We start from the raw sequence: 16,352 nt of genomic DNA, 5'->3' as shown, positions 1-16,352 counted from the left end.
GATAATTTTAATTTGAACGCAAAGATAGTGCACTTTCGAGTATTAACATAACATACCCACAGGGGTTTCGCACTGACCCAGTTCTTGCAAATATGCAAGTCAAATAATTTACCCTTCGTCTTAATCTATTCTTATGGAAATCGGGATAAAGATGAAGGGTAAATTATTATTCTGTAAGCTAATTGGAAAGCAATTGCTTGTCCCGTATCAACATTTGATATTCAGTTCATTCAATACCTTGCGTATTGCCTCAAACGTAGTGATGCGGGTGGGAACCAACGGCAACCGGAGTTTGTTTTCAATCATTCCCATTGCATTGAGCATTGATTTCACTCCTGCAGGGTTTCCGTCTACAAACAGCAGGTTGAATAATTCCGTAAAACGGTGGTGGATAGTCAGCGCATTAGCAAAATCTCCTTGAAGTGCCAAACGCATCATGCGGCTGAATTCACGGGGAAATGCATTGCCAATAACCGATATAACACCCACAGCGCCTAACGTTATAAGAGGGAAAGTAATACCATCGTCACCGGAAATCACATTAAAGTTTTCCGGTTTGTTTTTGATAATGTCGTCCATCTGCGTGATATTGCCGGATGCTTCTTTGATGGCAATCACATTACTGAAATCGCGGGCAATACGCAAAGTAGTCTCAGCGGTCATATTTACACCTGTACGTCCCGGCACATTATACAGCACGATGGGAAGTTCCGTCGCTTCGGCAATCGCCTTGTAATGCTGGTAAATTCCTTCCTGTGAAGGTTTATTATAATACGGTACAACAGACAATATCGCGTCAACTCCCGTGAAATCATCGTTCTTCAATGTCTCTACAATGGCACGGGTGTTATTACCGCCTACCCCTAGCAGAATAGGAATTCTTCCGTTCACACGGTCAATTACCATCTTTTTTATGATTTTCTTCTCTTCCTCGGTGAGAGTCGGCGTTTCGGCCGTAGTTCCTAACACACACAAGAAATCCGCATTATTCTGCAATAGATAGTCCACCATGCGCATCAAAGCGTCATAGTCAACACTCTCATCCTCTTTGAAAGGAGTAATCAGTGCTACCCCCATTCCTTTCAATTTAGTCTGTATCATGAGTTTTAATTATAATCTCTAATTTATGCAGTGGCAAAAGTACAAATATTTTTCTTATCTTACGATATAAGTTTCAGAAATTCCTCTTCACTCAGTATGGTTATTCCAAGTTTCTTCGCTTTTTCCAGTTTTGCGGGGCCCATATTGTCTCCGGCAAGGATAAAACTTGTTTTGGCGGAGATGCTTCCTACGTTCTTGCCACCGTTTTTTTCAATAATCTCTTTATATTCGTCACGCGAATGATGGGTAAATACACCACTGATAACAATGGATTTCCCGGCCAACTTGTCCGTATATCCGCTTAAATCCTCCTCGGTGCGATAAAGTTGCAGCCCGGCCTCTTTGAGCCGACCGACTAACTCACTGTTGGATTCGCCTGCGAAATATAAAAGGATACTCCGCGCTATTTTTTCTCCGATTTCATCAATACCAATCAGTTTTTCGAGAGTTGCCTGCTGCAATTCGTCTATATTCTCAAAGGATTTTGCAATCTTCTTTGCGACAGTCTCACCGACAAAACGGATTCCCAAAGCGAAAATCACACGTTCGAAAGGGACTGTTTTGCTTTGAGCAATGCCTGTTATAATATTCTCTGCCGATTTTTCTCCCATACGCTCCAGTCCCTTGATATCGTCAGTTGTGAGGTTGTACAAATCGGCCATGTTCTTGATTAGCCCCAAACGATAGAACATATCTACCGTCTCTGGACCCAATCCGTCAATATTCATTGCTTTGCGGCTGATAAAATGCTCGATTTTTCCTTTAATCTGTGGAGGACACGCCGTTTCATTCGGACAATAATGGGCGGCTTCTCCTTCATATCTAATTAACTTACTGCCGCATTCGGGACAATTGGCGATAAAGCATACTTTCTCACCAAGCATAAAACTGCGCGCATCTGTATCCACGCCTGTGATTTTGGGAATGATTTCACCTCCTTTTTCCACATAAACCATGTCTCCGATATGCAAGTCAAGTCCTTCGATGATGTCTGCATTGTGCAAAGATGCACGTCTTACGACCGTTCCCGAAAGCTGTACAGGTTCCAAATTCGCTACAGGAGTGACAGCGCCGGTTCTGCCTACCTGATAGGTCACTTTATTCAAGCGCGTCAAGGCGCGTTCCGCCTGAAACTTATATGCAATCGCCCATCGGGGGGATTTTGCCGTAAATCCTAAGTTCTTCTGTTGTCGCAAGCTGTTTACCTTCAAGACAATCCCGTCGGTGGCAACCGGCAGATTCTTGCGTTCCACATCCCAATAATTGATAAATTCAAAGACTTCTTCCAATGTCCGGCACTTGCGCGTCAGGTCGGAAGTTTTGAAGCCCCATTTCGCGGCCTCCTGAAGATTTTCGTAATGGCCGTCGCAAGGCAGATTGTCGCCCAGTAGGTAATACAAGTATGCATCCAACTTGCGGGAAGCCACGATGGAGGAATTCTGCAACTTCAACGTACCGGAAGCTGCATTGCGTGGATTGGCAAAAAGCGGCTCTTCACGCGCTTCTTTCTCGCGGTTCAGTTCTTCAAACACTTCCCACGGCATAAGAATCTCTCCGCGAATCTCAAAAGCGGCAGGATAGCCGTTGCCGTGAAGTACAAGCGGAATGGAGCGTATCGTTTTTACATTGTCGGTCACATCGTCTCCTTTCTCGCCATCGCCACGGGTAACAGCACGAATCAGTTTCCCGTTTTGATAGGTCAATGAAATCGAAGTACCGTCGTATTTCATTTCACAGCAAATCTCAAAATCTTCGTTGAGCGCCTTGCGCACACGCTCGTAAAAGTCCGTCACTTCCGCTTCGGAATAAGTGTTTGCTAACGACAGCATGGGATACTTGTGTGCTACTTGCGTAAAGTTCTTATTCAGGTCGCTTCCCACGCGCATGGTAGGCGAGTTGTCGTCTTTGTATTCTGGATGCGCCTGCTCTAAGTCCTGAAGTTCACGCATCATGTCGTCAAACTCCTTGTCCGATATTTCGGGAGTGTTCAACACATAATAATTATGATTATGCCGGTGAAGTTCGGCACGCAACTCTTCTATTTTTTTCTTTATATCCATGATTTCTTCGATTGTTTAAGGCAAAAATACAGGTTTATCTTTGAATATTTGTACTTTTGCGAAAAATTAAAAGATTATGCGTATTGATATTATAACAGTTTTGCCCGAAATGATTGAAGGTTTCTTTAATTGTTCCATTATGAAACGAGCTCAGAACAAAGGACTTGCGGAAATACATATTCACAACCTGCGTGACTATACCGAAGATAAATATCGTCGTGTCGATGATTATCCTTTCGGCGGTTTTGCCGGAATGGTGATGAAGATAGAACCCATCGAACGTTGCATCAACGCTCTTAAAGCAGAACGGGAGTATGACGAGGTAATCTTCACTACTCCCGACGGAGAACAATTCAGCCAGCCAATGGCAAACAGCCTTTCGCTGACACAGAACCTTATCATCCTTTGTGGACATTTCAAGGGGATTGATTACCGCATCCGAGAGCATTTGATTACGAAAGAAATCAGTATCGGAGATTATGTACTGACAGGCGGCGAACTTGCCGCAGCAGTTATGGCTGATGCCATTGTGCGAATCATTCCTGGGGTTATCTCCGACGAACAATCTGCGCTTTCGGATTCTTTCCAAGACAACTTGTTGGCAGCACCCGTATATACCCGCCCTGCCGATTATAAAGGTTGGAAAGTTCCCGATATTCTATTGTCCGGCCACGAAGCAAAGATTAAAGAATGGGAGTTGCAACAGTCGTTGGAACGCACCCGAAAACTTCGCCCCGACCTGTTGGACGAATAAAGACAATTTGTAAATAAAAACGACGGTGAGAATTGGCTTTTTTCTCACCGTCGTTTTTATTAATGTCCATTACCTGGAAGTTCTACTTGCTACTCTCTCCTCCAAACACGACCTTCTTTTCAATCATCATCTCCGGCCTTGTTTCGCACCTCGAGATTCGGAGGGGAAGTAACATTTCTCCAAGCGATGTCGTGCGAATGGTTATTGTATGTTTACTATCATACCTCAAGTGCACCGATAATATCCTTGACTGATTTGTATCCGTGTTTATCTAAGTAATTGTTTATACCATCTTCTACTTTGATTGTAACAGCCGGATCTATGAAATTAGCCGTACCAATTTGGATGGCGGACGCACCTGCCAACATGAACTCAACCGCATCTTTCCAATTCGTGATACCGCCCAAACCAATGACAGGAATCTTTACCGCTTTAGCAACTTGCCACACCATACGTAATGCAATGGGTTTTACGGCTGCTCCGGACATTCCGCCTGTTACAGTCGACAAAATAGGACGTCTACGCTCCGCATCAATCGCCATTCCCAACAAAGTATTGATTAACGATACGCTGTCTGCACCGCTTTCTTCTGCCGCGCGAGCTATTTCTGTGATGTCAGTGACGTTCGGCGAAAGTTTTACAATAAGTGTCTTTTTGTAAGCTGAACGCACTGCTTTCACTACTTCTGCAGCACCTTTGGCTGACACACCAAATGCCATACCACCTTGCTTCACATTCGGGCAGGATATGTTCAATTCTATGGCAGGAATCTTGTCAAGTTCATTAATGATTTCTGCTGTTTTCACATAGTCTTCAACAGCAGAACCCGAAACATTTACAATCATATTCGTTTGAATGTCCTTTATGCGAGGATATATGTGCTCTACAAAGTAATCCACGCCCTTATTTTGCAATCCTACAGCGTTTAACATTCCCGAAGGAGTTTCGGCCATACGCGGATAAGGATTTCCTTCACGTTTGTGAAGAGTAGTTCCCTTTACAATAATACCACCTATTCGCGCTATATCAATGAAATCTGAGAACTCTTCACCATATCCAAATGTACCGGAAGCCGTCATCACCGGGTTCTTCATTTGCAATTCACCAATGTTTACACTTAAATCTGCCATAGTAGTTTATTTATATTAAAAACAGGACCTTCTTTACAAACACATAAGTGACCTTCTGTCGTATTTTCCACACAGCACAAGCACGCGCCAATACCACAAGCCATTGTATTTTCCAATGAAACTTCGCATTCTATCTGATTAGTTTTGGCATATTTTGCCACTGCCATCATCATTGGTTTAGGGCCACACGTGTAAATTTGCTCAAAACGTACTTTATTTAATATAGAGTGTTGGGTGACATATCCTTTTTCTCCATGACTACCGTCCTCTGTAGTGGTGTACACTTCGCCGTATTTGGCGAATTCCTCCAGTTGCAACAAGTCTTTATCGCTACGCGCCCCTAAAAGGAACGTTGGTTTATGGCCATTTTTAACTAATTGTTCACCCAAATATAGCATAGGAGCCGTGCCGACACCACCACCAACCAACAGTAACTTATCAGAAAGAGTCTGAGGCATTGTGTAGCCATTTCCCAACGGAAGCACGGTATTGATTACATCGCCCGGTTTTGCCTCCGCCAAGCGTTTTGTTCCGTCTCCGACCAACTGAATCAGAAACCATACTTCGTTTCGTTGTTTATCTACAAAATTAATGGAAATAGGACGACGCAGGAATGTAGTAGACGAGCCGTCCACCCGAAGTTCGGCAAACTGCCCCGGTAGCATTTCGGGCAGTAACGATTGAGAGGTCAGCTTTAGCAATACATAATTAATATGCAATCTGATATTCTCAGTAACCGTCAAATCTAAAATAAATTTCTTCATGTATGGATATAAAAAGTATAAATTCGTATTCCAAGTGCAAAGATACAGGAATTTGCTCAAACCTGCGATTTTACCACTTATTTTTCAGGCCGAAACGTTTCGTAGGTATTGTCATCAAAGAAAATTCTTATTTCAGTTATTTTCCTAACAGGCTTTTCTATGTACCTAATTTCCTGCTTTACAATCTCTTTAGATATGTTTTCGGCACTTTTTGTTGCTATTTCCTTGCGATTTTCCGGAGCAATCGTCTCTTTGAACGAATTTACGAGACTCTCGTCAAACAAAGAGGGTTGATAATCGCCATCAGAAGAGGCAGAGGAAGGTTCTTCATCAGAAGCCAACATTTCACCTTTGCCATACAGCAACCATTCAAGATTTATATAACTATAAGTCTGGTGTATTTTCATCACCACTTCCAAACTTGGCTTGTTTCTATCATTCAAAATATGAGAAAGAGTAGACTGCTGCACTTTGATTGTTTCAGCAAAAACTCTGGGAGGAACTTTTTCCCTCTCCATAATCATCCTAATTCTGTCTTTTATTTCCATACTACCTATATTGAGTCACATTTGTATGTACTAAATGCTGATTTCACAAAAATATATATGAATCTTATCAATATACAAAGGTAAAAATTTTAATTCACAAAACCAAATTACAAATATAAAACATCAAATATCACAAAAATATTACCTAATTTACCTTTCTAACATTACGCTTGTACTAAAGAAGAAAACGCTGTACTTTAAAATAATATTTCATGTTTAATAAATACCGATTATTTATTGATAATCATCTGTTTATTTATAATATATAGATTTCTAACAGATAAATTTACAAAAGTATCACAAACTCAACTGGTCCATTTATAGCGAAGAATGAAATAAAAAGTATATATAACTGATATTCAATTTAATAATATGCGTAATATTGAATGTTAAACGCCTCTCCTACTACATTCATACATTACCATTCAATTCTGTAAATTTAGATAATAATATTTGTATATCATTTCTTTTAATCACATATGTATTGGTTTTGCATTTATACTAAGTATGTTTGTATATTAATAAATATACAAACGTAAATTATATAAGTTGCATCTGCAATAAAATAAAGGATAAATCCCATTATTTACGGATGTATTTTCATCTTTTACCAAATCATCTTTTACATTCCACTACAAAACTAAGAATCCTTGCAATATTTTCGAGCATTTACCCGATTCGCTATTTTTTTTCAATTATAGAAGGGCTATTTTTGATATAAAAATCTATTATACAGTAAATTAATACCTATTTTTTAGTTGCCTTATTGGGTTGAAATAGAAAAATGAAGCGATTATTCCTCTAATAATCCTCAAACTATCAAAATGATATCTTGAAATTACTCTTAGAAAGGGAAGTTTTCTACTTTATCACTAACAAATAGGCCTTATCCTCAAAAAGAAGAATCATGCCCGAAGCGATTCAATGAAAATGGAATGAAAAGCTCAGATGCACCAGATATAAAAGAAGGAAAAGAGCAGTAGAAAAGACAAAGAGTAAAATGCAACCAATCTATTGTTTGATTTTTTATTCAAAAAACGAGCTTATATTCCGAGCGGGAACAGGAAATCATTGGAAAACAAAAAGGGCTTATACTTTATACTATCTATAGTAAAAGTACAAGCCTTTTAATGGTATTGGGAACTTGCTCTCTCTAATGCAAAATATTAAACACCAATTCGCGAAGAATGTCCCCGTCTGACATCGAACTGTTTTTTACTCCCTTTGACTTTGCATCAGCATATCGTATTTCACCAACAATCTGCATAGTCTTTACTCCACTGTATTTCCGCATGGCAGCCAAGTAATCTTTCGCTTGCCAGGGCGTCTTTAATCCCAGCATATTGGCAATGCCCTGCTCCGATTTTTCAGGTGCATAATATGCCAGCATCAGGTTGGAATAAAAGTTGAACAACAGAGACAATGTCATCTGTATCGGGTTCGTTTTCGGATTTTTTTCAAAATATTTTATTATCTTATTGGCTTTAAGAATATCCTTTTCCACAAGAGCGCTCCGCAGTTCGAAGTTATTATAATCCTTGCTTATACCGATATTCTTTTCTATCTGTTCGGGAGTTACACGTCGCTGTCCGGCGGGCAAAGTGATAATTAGTTTCTCCAGTTCTCCGGTCAGGCGACTTAAATCGGAACCGACAAAATCGGCCAACATGGCGGTGGCTTTAGGCTCCATATCTACCCCCTTACGTTTCATATAAGAAGAAATAAAGGCCGGCAACTGTGCATCTTTTATCTTCTTCGACTCAAACAACACGCCTACCTTATCTATTTCGGCAGCCAACTTTTTCCTTCGGTCCAACGTACCATGCTTATGACATATCACCAAAATAGTAGAAAGCAACGGTTTCTGAAGATAATAAGACAACTCTTCCATATTGCGGATTGCCTGCGCTTCTTTTACCACTACCACCTGATGTTCAGACATCATCGGATAACGTTTGGCAGCATTTATTATAGTAGCCACATCTACGTCGGCACCATACACGACGGTCAGGTTAAATTCCTTTTCCGTTTCGTTCAACACATGGTCCGTAATGTAGTCTGCAATCAAATCGATATAGTACGATTCTTCCCCCATCAGATAATAGACAGGGCGATACTGCTTCGCTCTCAATTCTTTGAGAATGTCATCACACGTCAGTTCTTGTTTTGCCATATATGTTTTCAGACCGGAAGTTACCAGTCAAATTTCAAGTGTTTTACTGTTTTCTTTTCATCAATAATCATGCTCAATGAAGCGATACCTATCTCTACGTGTTCTTCTACGTAGTTTTTAGTGACTAAATTGTCGCTTTTGTCTGTTTTTACTCCGTCGGGAGTCATCGGTTGGTCGGAGACCAGTAATAATGCACCTGTAGGAATATGATTGGCAAAACCGCAACTGAACAAAGTGGCCGTTTCCATATCGACCGCCATCGCACGAGTCGTTTTCAGATATTCCTTGAATGCTTCGTCGTGCTCCCATATGCGGCGGTTGGTGGTGTAGACCGTCCCCGTCCAGTAATCGCGCCCTTTATCGCGGATGGAGGAAGAAACGGCACGCTGCAACATAAACGCAGGTAACGCCGGAACTTCCGGTGGGAAATAGTCATTGGAAGTCCCCTCACCACGGATAGCGGCAATGGGAAGAATCAAATCACCGAGCTGGTTCTTTTTGTCAATCCCCCCGCATTTGCCAAGAAACAGGCAGGCCTTCGGATGAATGGCGCCCAACAAATCCATAATAATGGCAGCATTCGGACTTCCCATACCGAAGTTTATCATTGTAATGCCTTCGGCAGTGGCAGAAATCATATTAGCATCTCTGCCCAATATCGGAACATTGAATTGGTTGGCGAAAATCTCTACATACTTATTGAAGTTAGTCAACAGAATATACTCTCCAAAATCTTCCAAATTACGTTTTGTGTAACGCGGCAACCAATTAGCGACGATTTCTTCTTTCGTTTTCATAATTTCATTAAATTTGCGGTTCCAAATGAAGGAACCCGTTATTTAACTCACAAAAGTAGTAAATGTTATCGTTAAACCTACCAGCATTCGACGCTAAAATAAACGTACGAAACGGAAAAAATGTAATTTTTGATGTGATTCGCAAACGATATGTCACCCTTACTCCCGAAGAATGGGTGCGGCAACATTTCGTTCACTTTCTTATTACACACAAAGGATACCCGTCTGTGCTTTTAGCCAACGAAGTAATGGTAAAACTGAACGGTACCACAAAAAGATGCGATACAGTGCTCTACCGGAGAGACTTATCCGCCCGGATGATTGTAGAGTACAAGGCTCCCCATATCGAAATCACACAAGCGGTTTTCGACCAGATTACCCGATATAATATGGTATTGAAAGTAGACTATCTGATTGTCAGCAACGGGATGCAGCACTATTGTTGCCGGATGGATTATGAAAATCAGCGTTATACTTTTCTGAGAGACATTCCCGACTACAATTCCTTATAAAAAAAGCGTCACTACCTGTTCAAGATAGTGACGCTATATCGACTGCACGATTTATTCGGCTGTTTTTCTTCTAATTGCTCTTTTTGTAGTTGATGCCGGAGCTTCTTCTACTTTATGCTCGATTTGGATACCGGCCAATTCGGGGTCAATCATGATGCGTCCGCAATATTCGCAAACGATTACTTTCTTACGCGAACGGATATCCAATTGTCTTTGAGGCGGAATTTTGTTGAAGCAACCGCCGCAAGCGTCACGCTGTACATATACGATACCCAATCCGTTGCGCGAATTCTTGCGGATGCGTTTGAATGACTGCAACAGACGCGGTTCGATTTTGGTTTCCAAATCTTTCGCCTTGTCTCTCAGCTTCTCTTCTTCCTGCTTGGTCTCCGCGATGATTTCATCCAATTCGTTTTTTTTCTGTTCGAGGTCTTTTTGTCTTTCGTTCAGAATTTGTTCATTCTTCACTACTTCCCCCTCTTTATTTTCTTTATCGGCCGTGTATTCCTTGATTCTCTTCTCGCAAAGTTCGATTTCGAGTGTCTGGAATTCGATTTCTTTGGTCAGGAAGTCATATTCGCGGTTGTTGCGTACGTTGTCCTGTTGTGATTTATATTTTTCAACCGAAGCCTTAGCAGTTTCAATCTCTACTCGCTTGCTGGAGATGGCAGTTCTCAACTCGCTTACTTCGGCTTTGATTTTTTCGATACGAGTACTCAAACCTGCAATCTCATCTTCAAGGTCTTGCACCTCCAACGGAAGTTCGCCTCTCAACGTCTTAATCTCGTCAATCTTGGACAACATAGTTTGCAGTTGGAACAGTGTTTTCAATTTCTGTTCTACTGTCAACTCATTCGATTCTTTTTTTGCTTCTTTAGCCATTTTACTTATAAATATTTTATGGGATTCGTATTTACTCTGCTCATTTGGAGCGCAAAATTAGGAAATAAATCCCGAATTATGGAATAAAAAATTTCTTTTGTATATTGCTCGCTTTCGTAATGACCGATTTCCGCCATGAGGATATCGTCTTCGTGACCGAAATAATCATGATACTTGATTTCTCCCGTTATGAAAACATCCGCGCCTGCCCGAATCGCTTTCGGAAGCAGGAAAGCTCCGAAACCTCCGCACAATGCTACCTTTTGTATTTTCCTGCCCGTCAGGTTGCTGTGACGCACGCAACCTACTTCGAAGATGTTCTTTATGCGGCAGAGGAAATCAAGTTCCGCTTCCGGTTCGTCCAGCTCTCCTACTACTCCCGCGCCTGCCTGCGCCCATACATTTTGCAACGGATACAAGTCGAAGGCCGGTTCCTCATATGGATGTGCAGTCAGCAACGCCCTTATGACTTCCGCCTTTTTATATATAGGAAGGATGGTTTCGATTCTCACTTCCTCTTCGCGATGCAGCTCTCCGACAGTTCCACAAAAAGGATGAGTACCTTCGTTTGCCCGGAAAGTCCCCTCTCCTTTCAGATTGTAACTGCATGAGTCATAGTCGCCTATGCATCCGCAACCGGCAGCAAACAATGCTTCGCGCACGGCATCGGCTTGCTTATAAGGGACAAATGTCACCAACTTGACCAAGCTGTCTGCCTTAGGTTCAAGAACTTTCAGGTTTTTCAATCCGATTTTCTCGGCTATCTTATAGTTGACTCCCCCGTGTGCATTATCCAGATTGGTATGCGCCGAATAGATGACAATGTCATTCTTTATCGCTTTCACGATGCAGCGTTCCACGTAGTCTCTGCCTATGATGGACTTACATCCCTTAAAAATAAGCGGATGATGCGATATGACAAAGTTATAGCCCAACGCGACTGCTTCATCCAGCACCGCTTCGGTAACGTCAAGACACAATAAAGCCCCTGTTGCTTCCGCTTCTGTCAATCCGATTTGCAGGCCGGCATTATCAAATCCGTCTTGCAATGGCAGAGGCGCGAATCGTTCAAGGGCGCTTACTATTTCCTTAATTTTCATATAGGTAGAAAATTTGGTTGCAAAGATAAGAAAATAATAGGGATTCACCGCTTCTTTCCCGCTTTTTTTAGTAAATTTGTCGGCATCACTATCAATTATCGAATACAATGAAAACCATCTTGTCTTATTTTCTATTGGTCGTTCTGACCATTTCCTGCCAATTGAAACCCAACAGGAACGATGACAATTCAGTTGCCAAAGATGTGGGCAGCGACAACCAGGAAGAGTGTATCGCCGATACAGTAAAAGCCACTGCCATCTTTTGGATAGACAAAGCGGAAACGAAAAACTGTGAGCAATGGGGATTTCGCACCACCAAAGCCAGAGTTGTCATCCACGAAAACGGAAAGGTTTCTCTAAAATCTTTCGTCAAAAAGCAATCACTGGGCGCAGAAAAATACATCCGTCACCATCTTGCGAAGTTCCAGGTCTCAGAGAAAATGTTCGAAAGCGGATGTGTGCAACCGGGAGAACAGGTTGTCCAACTCCGTTGCTTCTACGAAAAAGTCAATGGAAAGTAGATAATAGTCCAGTTAATATGGGAGAGTTTTTGTACTCATGCGGTTGAATGAGTTGTTTCATACGGAGGAAACTGTAGTTTCTTCCGTATGAAACTATAGTTTCCTTCGCATGGGAACTACTGTTTCAAGCAATGGAAACGGTCGTATCATGCAATGGAAACACTCGTTTCCTACGGTGAAATTATTTTTTTCTATGCTTGAAAAGGATTGTTTTGCCCGTTTTCCGGGTATTTTCTGCGGTAGCAAGTTTTATTTTTGAGGGCATACCGTTCGTCAACGACCCTATCCGTAGGGAAAAAAGTAAAAATCAACCGCCACCCTCCTTCCCGATAGATAAATTTACGGCCGCTCGCGCCTTGAAGAATCGTCTGATGCTTTTCATACAAGAAGGCTTCAATGTACCGGGGTGTCCCATTGCCCAACGCCGAAAATTCCACCGTAACAAAGAAATGCGGTATGGATATTCCGGCTACTATCTGAAAGATTCGGTCGGTTGCTGTCATTTTTTTGTCTCTTTCGATACTTCCAGCAACTTCCCGTATACGTCGAACGACTTTCGCGAAGCCAGCGAAATGGTTATCATCAACGAAAGCATGGAGGCAGTGAAGGTGATTACCATAATCATCATCTGATATTTGATAGCAACATTCGGCGTGCTTCCGCCTAAAATCTGCCCAATCATCGTTCCCGGAAAAGCCACTAACCCCATTACCGCGATATTCGCAATGAGCGGACTGAACGATTTGATAATCGCCTGCCTGATAAACGGCGCCTGGGCTTCCTGCCTGGTCGCCCCGTTTCCCAACAGGTATCTATACAACTGTTGCTCGCGTTTCAAGCCGCTGTAATAAGTATTCAAGGCGATGACATTGCTCGAAAGCATATTCCCCATCAGAATACCGAAGACTGGAATAAAGTATCGGGCACTGAATATATTGTCCAACTGAAGAACGACGCCTATAAAATAGAGTCCCACCAGGACGACACTGCAAAGAAACCCGACGGTAATCGGAATCAGCAGAATGCTGCTTTTCAACTGTGTACGTACCAGTGCTGTTTGTCCGGCCACGAATATCATGATAATCACCCAAAGGAAATTAATCCAGGGATTGTTCCACAGAAAAAGATATTTCAGATACATACCGATGAAGAACAGTTGGATAATCATCCGCACTGTACCGATTACGGCAGGTTTCAGTAACCCCGTTTTGAATTTCCACAGATAAAAAAACGGAATGGCAAGCAGAAGCAAGCCTATGGCTAAGTTATAATAGGATATGTCGATTGTTCCCAAAATATGTGTTTTTATAGTTCTATTACATAATGACACCCTGCGGCAAAATCTTTGTCGTGAGACACGGCAAGCACGGCCGTCCCTTTCTCTGCCTGTCTCCGGAAGAAGGAGAGCACTTTGTCGGTCGTTCCGGCATCTAAGGCAGAAGTCGGTTCGTCGACGATGATGAGAGGTTTGTCGAGCATCGCGGCTACTGCGAGCATGATGCGCTGCCGTTGTCCGCCCGAAACTTCATTTACTCGCTTTGTGTATAAGTCGTGCTCCAGCCCCAATTCGTCAAAGCAGGCAAAAAGCCTCGCTTCCGAGAAGGGAACCGAACGGTTCACTTTCAACCCGAACGGTAGGGCGACCATCTCTTTCACCCATTCGAACGGCAACGCCAACTCTTGCGGAATCCACGCAATCTGGCGCCGGACATTATCGACAGTGGATATGCCGAGTAATGTTTCTCCCACTCGGATGGTTCCCTCTTTCAATGGCACGAATCCCATCACCGCATTCAGCAATGATGTTTTTCCACAACCGGATTGACCTACGATACAGGCGGTCTCTCCCCGCTTCAGCCGCAGGTTGAAACCGGAAAAAAGCACTTCCGTCCCAAAGGTTATGCAGGCGTTGTTGATATGTAGCATGATTTGTTCTCTTGAAATTCTCGCCAAAAGTACATAAAAAACAAGACTTTTCGGATATCGATGGGAAACAAAAGCGGGAGGTTTTGTATAAATTCGACAGAACGACATGTTTTGTCGCCATAGCTCATTATCTTTGCCGGTAGAAATCCAAAAGAAAGCAGACTATGGGAAAGAAATTGGAAGGCATACAACGAATGCTGGTTATTATCAACAAATTAAAAGAAAGGCAACGTTATGTTCCGCGTGAAGAGCTGGAGGAATATGTGCGGCTTCGCATGGAAGAGCGTGACGCGACGCCTGTTGATATCCGGACCATACAACGTGATTTTAAAGATATAGAAGATTTGTTCGGCATTTGCATCCGCTTTGACAAAAAACGGAGCGGCTATTATATCAATGAAGAGGACAGTCTGATTAACGAGCAATATGAACGCCTGTTGCTGAACTTCGATTTGCTGAATGCTTTAGATAAGACATCCAATCTGCATACTTATGTCCTTGCCGAACATCACCGTCCGTCTGACACCGAATGCCTTCCGGCATTGATAAAGGCCATCAAATTCTCTCATCCGGTAGCATTCGATTATATATATGTACGCGAAGAAGGCAGAATGCGCGAAAAGAAAGTTCTTCCCCATTACCTGAAAGAAGACCAGCAACGCTGGTATCTCCTCGCCTACGATAATAACGTGCTGAAAACATTCAACGTAGACTGTATCCGTAATCTCCGGATTTATTATGAAGAAACCTTCAAGAGAGATATGGATATTGATGCAAACGACTTATTCAAGGATAGTTATGGCATCTGGAACCAGCCGGACATTCCCGTAGAAGATATTGAATTGAGTTACAGTGCGCTGGATGGCAGATTCTTAAAATCTGTTCCTCTACACCATTCGCAGAAAATCATTGCAGACAACGAAATAGAATTCCGGATTACATTGCGCCTCCGTATTACCAATGATTTTGTCATGGCATTACTCGCACGTAGTAGCTCACTTACGGTAATCAAGCCGTTACATCTTCGGGAACGTATCCGAAAAGTATATGAGGAAGCATTGCAAAGGAATACATAAAAATAGAACTTCAATTTCCTAAATATGAAAATAAAAAAGATATTCAGAACCGTAGGTATCTCGACCCTTGTTGTTGTCTTTAGCTATTTTGTTTATCAAGACCAGTTGGCACAGAAAGAGTTAATGAGAAGTCTTGACAGGAATGCTTCGTCCATTCATCCTGATTCCGACAATTGTTCATACACCTCTTCTTCACTGAGCAACGAAGATGAACTTCTTCCGAAAACAGAAAAGAAGAAAAATGGTTCCAACACTTATTACCCGGAAGATAATTTCAACGAACGTTTGGATGATTTTCTTGCCGATCCGGAAGATGAGATGACTTTTCCATCGGAAGTTTTCGATACACAAATAGATGAATGCGATGATGAACTGATAGAAAATGAGATTGATTATTAGCGAATAATTTATACGCTAAAAACAAAAAACAATGCCCTTGAAGTGTTATATTGCAAAAGATTGTCTATATTTGCAACGTTGTCACAAGTAGTTGTGCAACTTTACATATAATTAATAGATGAAAGTGTTTTGCTTTTATCCTTATTCGGGAAATCTGGTAAATTTCAAAAGGAACAGGGATAACAATAACACTCATCACTTGTATTCCATTATGCGCTGTCATGTGCATATCTATACAAGTGTGGGGTATTGTTTATTTGTTCCTTAGGTTTACCAGAGCCTCCCGATAGATAAGCAGACGACTCCACACTTTCTTTTTTATAATATAACTTCACTTTAGGGGTCAACGTGAGTTTATAAAAAAAATCATGAAAATAGAAACAACAGTTCTTGATTCTAAAATTGGAGTTAAGCCATTTCTTTCTCCCCAAATTGGTGTCAAAAGACATGATGGAGATCTTCTAGTACTAACAATACTTATCGGGTTATTTACAATTTGTTGGATATTAGCTTTTTTAAATTTGATAGGAATAGATATTTGATATTCTACATTTGTATTTACAACCGATTATTACTCAATAATTTGCAACTAATAAGTCAGAAATATGG

Annotated in this window: 18 protein-coding genes; 6 read left to right on the top strand and 12 right to left on the bottom strand. The window is 41.7% G+C overall.

Annotated features, from left to right (window positions below; all coding sequences use genetic code 11):
* Positions 1–207: 207 nt before the first annotated feature.
* Together dapA and ligA are read right to left on the bottom strand one after the other, a co-directional pair.
* Entirely contained in the window at positions 208–1,101 is an 894-nt protein-coding gene (dapA, locus tag QZ331_RS12990) for a 4-hydroxy-tetrahydrodipicolinate synthase (RefSeq protein WP_294630975.1), read from the bottom strand.
* A gap of 59 nt (positions 1,102–1,160) precedes the next feature.
* Positions 1,161–3,161: an NAD-dependent DNA ligase LigA gene (gene ligA / locus QZ331_RS12985; RefSeq protein ID WP_294630974.1), complete on the bottom strand. Its 2,001-nt coding sequence runs from the start codon at positions 3,159–3,161 to the stop codon at positions 1,161–1,163.
* 76 nt (positions 3,162–3,237) lie between these two features.
* Here ligA and trmD point away from each other — a divergent pair, with 76 nt between their 5' ends.
* Positions 3,238–3,915, top strand: a complete 678-nt coding sequence (gene trmD, locus QZ331_RS12980; protein ID WP_294630972.1) for a tRNA (guanosine(37)-N1)-methyltransferase TrmD — start codon at positions 3,238–3,240, stop codon at positions 3,913–3,915.
* A 218-nt stretch (positions 3,916–4,133) separates the two neighbouring features.
* Here the strand turns inward: trmD and QZ331_RS12975 are convergent, their stop codons facing one another.
* From QZ331_RS12975 to QZ331_RS12955, 5 genes are all read right to left on the bottom strand, one after another.
* Positions 4,134–5,045: a dihydroorotate dehydrogenase gene (locus tag QZ331_RS12975; protein WP_294630970.1), complete on the bottom strand. Its 912-nt coding sequence runs from the start codon at positions 5,043–5,045 to the stop codon at positions 4,134–4,136.
* Positions 5,033–5,809: a dihydroorotate dehydrogenase electron transfer subunit gene (locus tag QZ331_RS12970; RefSeq protein WP_294630969.1), complete on the bottom strand. Its 777-nt coding sequence runs from the start codon at positions 5,807–5,809 to the stop codon at positions 5,033–5,035. Before QZ331_RS12970 ends, QZ331_RS12975 begins: the two co-directional genes overlap by 13 nt.
* Positions 5,810–5,886: 77 nt before the next feature.
* Positions 5,887–6,357: a helix-turn-helix transcriptional regulator gene (locus QZ331_RS12965; RefSeq protein WP_294630967.1), complete on the bottom strand. Its 471-nt coding sequence runs from the start codon at positions 6,355–6,357 to the stop codon at positions 5,887–5,889.
* A 1,153-nt stretch (positions 6,358–7,510) separates the two neighbouring features.
* Positions 7,511–8,530 (bottom strand): DNA polymerase III subunit delta, encoded by a 1,020-nt coding sequence (gene holA, locus QZ331_RS12960; RefSeq protein WP_294630966.1) that lies wholly within the window; start codon positions 8,528–8,530, stop codon positions 7,511–7,513.
* A gap of 20 nt (positions 8,531–8,550) precedes the next feature.
* Positions 8,551–9,327 (bottom strand): AMP nucleosidase, encoded by a 777-nt coding sequence (locus QZ331_RS12955; protein WP_294630964.1) that lies wholly within the window; start codon positions 9,325–9,327, stop codon positions 8,551–8,553.
* A gap of 62 nt (positions 9,328–9,389) precedes the next feature.
* On the opposite strand from QZ331_RS12955, the gene QZ331_RS12950 reads away from it, so the two are divergent.
* Positions 9,390–9,839 (top strand): type I restriction enzyme HsdR N-terminal domain-containing protein, encoded by a 450-nt coding sequence (locus QZ331_RS12950; protein ID WP_294630962.1) that lies wholly within the window; start codon positions 9,390–9,392, stop codon positions 9,837–9,839.
* A 51-nt stretch (positions 9,840–9,890) separates the two neighbouring features.
* Here QZ331_RS12950 and QZ331_RS12945 read toward each other — a convergent pair whose 3' ends face one another.
* The gene (locus QZ331_RS12945; protein ID WP_294630960.1) at positions 9,891–10,721 is read right to left on the bottom strand and encodes a C4-type zinc ribbon domain-containing protein; all 831 of its coding nucleotides are present in this window, start codon (positions 10,719–10,721) and stop codon (positions 9,891–9,893) included.
* 5 nt (positions 10,722–10,726) lie between these two features.
* Complete coding sequence (locus QZ331_RS12940; RefSeq protein ID WP_294630959.1) at positions 10,727–11,821, bottom strand: Nif3-like dinuclear metal center hexameric protein; 1,095 nt, start codon at positions 11,819–11,821, stop codon at positions 10,727–10,729.
* 107 nt (positions 11,822–11,928) lie between these two features.
* Between QZ331_RS12940 and QZ331_RS12935 the strand changes: the two genes are divergently transcribed.
* A complete protein-coding gene (locus QZ331_RS12935; RefSeq protein ID WP_294630958.1) occupies positions 11,929–12,342 on the top strand; it encodes a DUF4891 domain-containing protein in 414 nt (137 codons plus the stop codon).
* Between the two features lie 191 nt (positions 12,343–12,533).
* Here the strand turns inward: QZ331_RS12935 and QZ331_RS12930 are convergent, their stop codons facing one another.
* The 3 genes from QZ331_RS12930 to QZ331_RS12920 are packed head-to-tail and all read right to left on the bottom strand — an operon-like array spanning position 12,534 to position 14,268.
* Positions 12,534–12,845, bottom strand: a complete 312-nt coding sequence (locus QZ331_RS12930) for a hypothetical protein (protein WP_294630956.1) — start codon at positions 12,843–12,845, stop codon at positions 12,534–12,536.
* The gene (locus tag QZ331_RS12925) at positions 12,842–13,636 is read right to left on the bottom strand and encodes an ABC transporter permease (protein ID WP_294630954.1); all 795 of its coding nucleotides are present in this window, start codon (positions 13,634–13,636) and stop codon (positions 12,842–12,844) included. The genes QZ331_RS12930 and QZ331_RS12925 overlap by 4 nt, the downstream gene beginning before the upstream one ends.
* 11 nt (positions 13,637–13,647) lie before the next feature.
* A complete protein-coding gene (locus QZ331_RS12920; protein WP_294630952.1) occupies positions 13,648–14,268 on the bottom strand; it encodes an ATP-binding cassette domain-containing protein in 621 nt (206 codons plus the stop codon).
* A gap of 164 nt (positions 14,269–14,432) precedes the next feature.
* Here QZ331_RS12920 and QZ331_RS12915 point away from each other — a divergent pair, with 164 nt between their 5' ends.
* From QZ331_RS12915 to QZ331_RS12905, 3 genes are all read left to right on the top strand, one after another.
* Positions 14,433–15,344, top strand: a complete 912-nt coding sequence (locus QZ331_RS12915; protein WP_294630950.1) for a WYL domain-containing protein — start codon at positions 14,433–14,435, stop codon at positions 15,342–15,344.
* Between the two features lie 24 nt (positions 15,345–15,368).
* On the top strand, positions 15,369–15,743 hold the full coding sequence (locus QZ331_RS12910; protein WP_294630948.1) for a hypothetical protein: 375 nt from the start codon (positions 15,369–15,371) through the stop codon (positions 15,741–15,743).
* A gap of 368 nt (positions 15,744–16,111) precedes the next feature.
* Positions 16,112–16,285 (top strand): hypothetical protein, encoded by a 174-nt coding sequence (locus QZ331_RS12905; protein WP_294630946.1) that lies wholly within the window; start codon positions 16,112–16,114, stop codon positions 16,283–16,285.
* The last annotated feature ends 67 nt before the right edge of the window (positions 16,286–16,352 follow it).

It is taken from the genome of uncultured Bacteroides sp. (assembly GCF_910586915.1).
Classification (GTDB): Bacteria; Bacteroidota; Bacteroidia; order Bacteroidales; family Bacteroidaceae; genus Bacteroides.
This window is presented reverse-complemented; position numbering and strand designations above follow the sequence as displayed.

Coding starts and splice junctions, on each gene's coding strand:
- dapA (WP_294630975.1), bottom strand. CDS start 1,101: ATGATACAGACTAAATTGAAAGGAATGGGGGTAGCACTGATTACTCCT.
- QZ331_RS12970 (WP_294630969.1), bottom strand. CDS start 5,809: ATGAAGAAATTTATTTTAGATTTGACGGTTACTGAGAATATCAGATTG.
- QZ331_RS12955 (WP_294630964.1), bottom strand. CDS start 9,327: ATGAAAACGAAAGAAGAAATCGTCGCTAATTGGTTGCCGCGTTACACA.
- QZ331_RS12940 (WP_294630959.1), bottom strand. CDS start 11,821: ATGAAAATTAAGGAAATAGTAAGCGCCCTTGAACGATTCGCGCCTCTG.
- holA (WP_294630966.1), bottom strand. CDS start 8,530: ATGGCAAAACAAGAACTGACGTGTGATGACATTCTCAAAGAATTGAGA.
- QZ331_RS12905 (WP_294630946.1), top strand. CDS start 16,112: ATGAAAATAGAAACAACAGTTCTTGATTCTAAAATTGGAGTTAAGCCA.
- QZ331_RS12975 (WP_294630970.1), bottom strand. CDS start 5,045: ATGGCAGATTTAAGTGTAAACATTGGTGAATTGCAAATGAAGAACCCG.
- QZ331_RS12950 (WP_294630962.1), top strand. CDS start 9,390: ATGTTATCGTTAAACCTACCAGCATTCGACGCTAAAATAAACGTACGA.
- QZ331_RS12945 (WP_294630960.1), bottom strand. CDS start 10,721: ATGGCTAAAGAAGCAAAAAAAGAATCGAATGAGTTGACAGTAGAACAG.
- QZ331_RS12915 (WP_294630950.1), top strand. CDS start 14,433: ATGGGAAAGAAATTGGAAGGCATACAACGAATGCTGGTTATTATCAAC.
- ligA (WP_294630974.1), bottom strand. CDS start 3,161: ATGGATATAAAGAAAAAAATAGAAGAGTTGCGTGCCGAACTTCACCGG.
- QZ331_RS12930 (WP_294630956.1), bottom strand. CDS start 12,845: ATGACAGCAACCGACCGAATCTTTCAGATAGTAGCCGGAATATCCATA.
- QZ331_RS12965 (WP_294630967.1), bottom strand. CDS start 6,357: ATGGAAATAAAAGACAGAATTAGGATGATTATGGAGAGGGAAAAAGTT.
- trmD (WP_294630972.1), top strand. CDS start 3,238: ATGCGTATTGATATTATAACAGTTTTGCCCGAAATGATTGAAGGTTTC.
- QZ331_RS12935 (WP_294630958.1), top strand. CDS start 11,929: ATGAAAACCATCTTGTCTTATTTTCTATTGGTCGTTCTGACCATTTCC.
- QZ331_RS12910 (WP_294630948.1), top strand. CDS start 15,369: ATGAAAATAAAAAAGATATTCAGAACCGTAGGTATCTCGACCCTTGTT.
- QZ331_RS12920 (WP_294630952.1), bottom strand. CDS start 14,268: ATGCTACATATCAACAACGCCTGCATAACCTTTGGGACGGAAGTGCTT.